This window comes from Clostridium sp. AF22-10 (assembly GCF_003478725.1).
GTDB classification, from domain to species: Bacteria; Bacillota; Clostridia; order Lachnospirales; family Lachnospiraceae; genus Otoolea; species Otoolea fessa.
In genome coordinates this window covers 1-3,848 of sequence record NZ_QUFZ01000051.1, presented here as the reverse complement: position 1 = coordinate 3,848, position 3,848 = coordinate 1, and the positions used below count along the sequence as shown (strand labels likewise).

Annotated in this window: 10 protein-coding genes; all 10 read right to left on the bottom strand. The window is 29.5% G+C overall.

Translation table 11 applies throughout. The features are described from left to right. Nucleotides 1–152: 152 nt before the first annotated feature. Nucleotides 153–431: a hypothetical protein gene (locus DWX91_RS16005; RefSeq protein ID WP_118539785.1), complete on the bottom strand. Its 279-nt coding sequence runs from the start codon at nucleotides 429–431 to the stop codon at nucleotides 153–155. A 9-nt stretch (nucleotides 432–440) separates the two neighbouring features. Further along, a complete protein-coding gene (locus DWX91_RS16000; protein ID WP_118539783.1) occupies nucleotides 441–740 on the bottom strand; it encodes a hypothetical protein in 300 nt (99 codons plus the stop codon). Between the two features lie 4 nt (nucleotides 741–744). Next, entirely contained in the window at nucleotides 745–996 is a 252-nt protein-coding gene (locus DWX91_RS15995; protein WP_118539781.1) for a hypothetical protein, read from the bottom strand. Beyond that, nucleotides 977–1,504, bottom strand: a complete 528-nt coding sequence (locus DWX91_RS15990) for a hypothetical protein (protein ID WP_118539779.1) — start codon at nucleotides 1,502–1,504, stop codon at nucleotides 977–979. The genes DWX91_RS15995 and DWX91_RS15990 overlap by 20 nt, the downstream gene beginning before the upstream one ends. A 69-nt stretch (nucleotides 1,505–1,573) precedes the next feature. Then, a complete protein-coding gene (locus DWX91_RS16490) occupies nucleotides 1,574–1,765 on the bottom strand; it encodes a hypothetical protein (protein ID WP_147354438.1) in 192 nt (63 codons plus the stop codon). Between the two features lie 536 nt (nucleotides 1,766–2,301). Further along, the gene (locus DWX91_RS15980; RefSeq protein WP_118539775.1) at nucleotides 2,302–2,736 is read right to left on the bottom strand and encodes a hypothetical protein; all 435 of its coding nucleotides are present in this window, start codon (nucleotides 2,734–2,736) and stop codon (nucleotides 2,302–2,304) included. Next, a complete protein-coding gene (locus DWX91_RS15975) occupies nucleotides 2,733–3,095 on the bottom strand; it encodes a hypothetical protein (protein WP_118539773.1) in 363 nt (120 codons plus the stop codon). Before DWX91_RS15975 ends, DWX91_RS15980 begins: the two co-directional genes overlap by 4 nt. A gap of 12 nt (nucleotides 3,096–3,107) precedes the next feature. After that, nucleotides 3,108–3,320, bottom strand: a complete 213-nt coding sequence (locus DWX91_RS15970; protein WP_118539771.1) for a hypothetical protein — start codon at nucleotides 3,318–3,320, stop codon at nucleotides 3,108–3,110. After that, nucleotides 3,321–3,545 carry a hypothetical protein gene (locus tag DWX91_RS15965; RefSeq protein ID WP_147354437.1) on the bottom strand — a complete coding sequence of 75 codons (225 nt, stop codon included), beginning with the start codon at nucleotides 3,543–3,545 and terminating at the stop codon, nucleotides 3,321–3,323. Between the two features lie 45 nt (nucleotides 3,546–3,590). Next, nucleotides 3,591–3,848, bottom strand: a 258-nt coding sequence (locus DWX91_RS16865; protein ID WP_182435119.1) for a hypothetical protein, incomplete at its 5' end; no start/stop codon positions are given.

Here is a 3,848-nt window from a genome sequence, read left to right as displayed (position 1 = left end):
ATGTGTAATAGTTTGTTCTAACATATTCTATATTCTCTTTGACTTCTTTATTTGTTTCTTCAATATTTTTGATACTATCGATTAGCCAATCATCTGCAAAAATGGTATATAAAGCTATTCCAATGACTATCAAAATAAATAAAATCATATTGTTATTCTCCCATCTGATCTACAATACGCTGCAACTTGTTAATATATATCTGAGCGTCCTTTTTATATTTAAGTTGCTTAATATCAGCAGGTACAAGAGCCAACTTCGATTCACCGAAAACATCATTATTCGAATAAACTTTCATAAACTGGCACATGGTTTCTATATCAATCCAATCTAAATCTGGCTGAAAACAAATCACATCACCTTTCTGTGGATACAATTTTCTCACCTTAATGAGTGTCTGCTTGAATAATTTCTTTTTCTGTCGCTTGTTCATATCTATCGCCTACCTAAAATATTGATACATACACTCATTTCTATATTTTTGTATCAAACTCTGCTCAATCATTCTTTTATCAAAATCATCCAACGAATTATACATATCCATGATATGCTTGTTTGGATTTTCGAGATAATCTGCGTATTCTTTGTCATTTTCTACTTGCAATTTTATATAGTCAAACGCATCAAGTTCATCACTAAATCCAACATTAAGTTCATTATCATTTTCATCTTTTATAAAAATCACTTCACCAGACGCATGAGTTTCTGGATTAGGACTTCTGGTTAATTTGTATCTTTCCATACTATTATTCTCCTTCGAATATTACTCTTATTGGTTTTATGGCTCCGCAATTTGTTGGTACAAGAAACACTTTGTCATTTCCAACCTGATCTTTAAATATTTTTGGAGCTTCAACAAATGTAACTCTTTTTGACATATTACTATCCAGCCACTCTTTAAACTTTTCAAGATTTTCTTTTTCAGAAATTGCAGCACATGGACTTACTTTATCTATTAACTCTAAAAATTTTTGTCTTTCATCTTGTGATAACTCCATACTGTTGTTCTCCATTTCTTACTACATCAAACTTAATTGGCAACATAGCTGTGAATCTACTCTGCATCCAAGGCTTTTCTTTAGTTGCAAACTCATTACCAAATTCTTCTGCCAACACAAAATCTCCAACAGTATAGATGATAGAATATCCGGTTAAGTCTTTTGGTATCTTTTTATTTACATTACAGGTTTTAAGATGAATCATTTTATCTATGCACTCACCCATTAAATCTTGAAAGAATACAAACGTTCCGTCACAATTACAACGCTGCATTGTAAAATATTCAAAATCTGCATCTGGATCACGCTTAATAATTATATTAAAATAAGGTTTATTACCTTTAAGATAAGGAACATTTATTAAAATTGTTCCATCTTTGGTGTAAGTAATAACCGTAAATAACTCTCGTATATCCTGTTCAATCATGAATTCATATTTATTATTCTCCATACCATTGCACTGACCTAATACAATTCTTTCTTTTACAAATTCTAATGATTTACCCATAATTCACCCCTCAAAAGAAACGTGGTTTTACTTTGATTTAGCATTGCATTTATATTGTTATATTTTCTGTTACTTCTTTCTAATATCCCATAAATAAGGACTGCTACATCCAAAATTATGAATACCGTACCAAAGAACACATCTTCTACAATCTTCATATCCTTCATGTGTTCTACAATACTCTTTAACTGTATTTATAGCATTTATAATTTCTTCACTTATGGATTCTGGTTCAATATACTCTCTTTCTTCAATTCTCATAATCAATTACCTTTATTATTTTTTTGATTGTACTTTTTGCTTGCTTCTGAAAATACATCATAGATACTTCTATATCCACCATCACTATTTTGTATATCTGTATCAAATAATTCTTTAAAGAATACTTTAAATGCTTCTAATTGTTCTGACTCTGATGCATTTCATCAATATCATAATTTATGATTCTTATTGCTCTGTCTAATTCCAATAGACCACCTCCATAGGAAACCAAAATTTCATACCTCCATAGGAAACCAAAATTTCATCTTATCTTAATGCTTTATAATTTGAATTAATTTTCTTCCACATTTAGGACAAAAATTAATTTCTAAAATATTGTCAGAATAATAATCATCTTGGCATTCATGCCAAATATTATATGTGTTATCATCTTCATTGTATGTAATACAATTTGCGACATCTCGGTCTACCCAATATGTTCCTTTTAATTTTTGTGCATTATAAATCTTATTGCAAAACTGGCACTCATTCATTAAACTTATTTGCTCCTTTTTATACATTACTTTTATTATTCTCTACTTTAACAACATATAAATTGCATAGGGATAGTAAACGTAATCCAGAACCAAGTTAAATAATAACTGAAATCTATGAAACTTATGATCTTCAATGTTATAAGAAAATACACTCTTGAACTCGCTAATGCTCACACATAAATCCCATAAGCAAGTAAATACCTGTAAAGCAGACATAATAATAAATTCAGTTGTTCCAATCTTATTACCTAACACTATGTAGAAAATAATTAAAAACAGTTCAATCAAAAATGTTAGAAAAATTACTGTGCCTTGCATTTCATCGCTATAAGGTTTACCACCATTCTGTTTTTCATTATTCTTTAGTTGCTTAATCATCTTGTTCTCCCACAGTGTTTTACTCAATGCACTTGGAGTGTTCTTTACTCTCAAAAATGCCAGAACGAATAAAATTGTTAATGCTAAAATCTTCATATTATAATATTCTCCTTATCTCTAATTACTGCAATACTCAAATTGCCTGTATACATATTTCTACCAACTCTTGTTTCATATCCAAGTTCATTTAATTTCTTATCAATTTCATATAACTCATCTTCATCTGCACAATAAAGTTTGCAGCCTGCACAAATTTCTATAACACGAACATACTTACTATTTTTCTGAATCGGCATAGTCATATATAGATGATTGTCGTGTAATCTATGGTATTCTTCAACTGATACATACTTTTTTAATGCGTTTCCAATTTCAACACTATTGAGATTACATTTATCAATCGGATCTCTGATTAAATTACACTCTACTCTATTTCCTCGTTTATAATCCGACATATTATTATTCTCCTAATCAATTTCTTCAAATGCAACACTATTGAATTCCACATCTGGAAACTCTTTTATATATACAATTGTGTGCCAAGAATGAACTAGAATATCTTCCAATGTATATTCTTTACCAACTTCCAATAAGTGATGATTTTCACCGCCACCACCCCATACGTCATCATCGTTTCTAACACATTTAATTTTTCTTCGTTTTGTATTATAAATATCCATTTAATTTCCACTCCTCTTCCAAACACCTATATATTCCTGTGACTCCTGTTTGAATCTTTTTAACATATCAATTAATGCATCTACTTCTATCAAATCATCAAAAACAATCTCAACTGGATCTTTTTCTTTTAAATCCGTAAGGAAATGGTTTGACAAAACATTCAAATTTAATATCTCTGCCCTTATGTCTGAGTGTGATTTCATTAACATTTTCTTTGTCACCAATCTTCAATATTTTGCCTCCTTGTGAAATACGAGTTTCATTACTTGTTATATTCTATTCAAATAAACAAGATAATCAGCTTTATAATGGATGTCATCTACATATCTATCGAAATTTTTCTTAACAAACCAAGCATAAGGATTAATTCCATCATTTATTTGTTCTGCTATTTTATCTGCCTTTCTCTGATGTTTATCTGCTTCGTTCTGCATAGACATTCTCTGAGAATCCCATATTAATTTTGGAATAATATCCATACATTTTCTATATTGCTCTGATTCATTAATATATTCTTTAATAATATT

Excerpts from the sequence above, each read along its gene's own strand:
- DWX91_RS16005 (WP_118539785.1), bottom strand. The coding sequence starts at position 431 with ATGAACAAGCGACAGAAAAAGAAATTATTCAAGCAGACACTCATTAAG.
- DWX91_RS16000 (WP_118539783.1), bottom strand. The coding sequence starts at position 740 with ATGGAAAGATACAAATTAACCAGAAGTCCTAATCCAGAAACTCATGCG.
- DWX91_RS15995 (WP_118539781.1), bottom strand. The coding sequence starts at position 996 with ATGGAGTTATCACAAGATGAAAGACAAAAATTTTTAGAGTTAATAGAT.
- DWX91_RS15990 (WP_118539779.1), bottom strand. The coding sequence starts at position 1,504 with ATGGGTAAATCATTAGAATTTGTAAAAGAAAGAATTGTATTAGGTCAG.
- DWX91_RS16490 (WP_147354438.1), bottom strand. The coding sequence starts at position 1,765 with ATGAGAATTGAAGAAAGAGAGTATATTGAACCAGAATCCATAAGTGAA.
- DWX91_RS15980 (WP_118539775.1), bottom strand. The coding sequence starts at position 2,736 with ATGAAGATTTTAGCATTAACAATTTTATTCGTTCTGGCATTTTTGAGA.
- DWX91_RS15975 (WP_118539773.1), bottom strand. The coding sequence starts at position 3,095 with ATGTCGGATTATAAACGAGGAAATAGAGTAGAGTGTAATTTAATCAGA.
- DWX91_RS15970 (WP_118539771.1), bottom strand. The coding sequence starts at position 3,320 with ATGGATATTTATAATACAAAACGAAGAAAAATTAAATGTGTTAGAAAC.